Below are 1,088 nucleotides of genomic sequence, written 5' to 3'. Positions count from 1 at the left end.
TCCCTGGGGGCGCAGCCCCCAGGGATGGGACGGGTAGGGGCGGAGGGGGCGAGAAACCGCCCTGCGTACACCTCACCGACCTGCACGAGGACGAAGCCCGACAGGCCCGAGCCCGCTACGGCATCCCCGAGGACGTCCTCACGGACACCGACGCCCGCCACCCCCTCACTCTCCGCCTCCTCTCCGAAGTCCGAGCGGCCCTCCCCGACACGCACACGGACGCGGACACCGGCACCCCCGGCACCCGCGCAGACCGCCACGACGTCTTCGCAGCCCACCTCGACCTGATGTGCCTCCGCATCGCCGTCCGCCTCGCCGCCGAGAACGGCCTGCGCGGCACCGCCGTCCGCCGCCTCGCCGCAAAGGTCTCCGGCCAGGTGCACGAGGCCGCCCGCCGAAGCCTCGGCCCGGGCCAGGGGGAACTGGACCGCGAGTCGTTCGAGGCGGTGTTCCCCTGGGGCCAGGCCCCCGCACGGCTCGGCGGCGGCACCGGCTGGGCGTCCGCCGTCCTCACCGAAGGCCTCCTGGTTCCCGCCGGCAACGGCTACCGCTTCGCCCACGAGGAACTCGCCGACTGGATCCAGGGCACGCACCTCGACCTGGACGAGGCCCTGCGCGCGCTGGTCCACCGCCACAGCCCGCACCCCTTCCCGGTGCCGCACCACCGCATCGGCCCGGTCGTCCAGGCACTGCTCCTGCTGTCCCGTCAGCACGGCACCCCCCGACTCGCACTCCGCCTGGAGGAGTTGATCCAGGCACTGGACGCCGACCCTCACTCCTGGTGGGCGGCCCGCCTCCTCACCGAGTCCCTCCTGCGCGTACCCGACGCGACGCCGTACACGGGCGTACTGCGCCTGCTCGCGGACCGGGTGGTGGACTGGCGACGCGACGGACGCGACGGACGCGACGGACGCGACGGACGCGACGGACGCGACGGACGCGACGGACGCGACGGACGCGACGGACGCGACGGACGCGACGGACGCGTCCAAGGCCGGGCCACTTTAACCATCTCAGCCCGCCGACGAAGAGGAAAGTGTCACTCTGGGCGGCCCCCCTTACCTCAAAACAAAACACGACGACCCCAA

Annotated in this window: 1 pseudogene; it reads left to right on the top strand. The window is 73.2% G+C overall.

What is annotated here, in order from left to right:
- Positions 1–1,088 (top strand): annotated as a pseudogene (locus HLK59_RS50125) (hypothetical protein); the annotation flags it as partial.

The sequence above is a fragment of the Streptomyces sp. S3(2020) genome, assembly GCF_013044505.1.
Taxonomy (GTDB): Bacteria; Actinomycetota; Actinomycetes; order Streptomycetales; family Streptomycetaceae; genus Streptomyces.
Note: the sequence above shows the minus strand (reverse complement) of the source record. Positions and strands in the feature narration are given on the sequence as shown.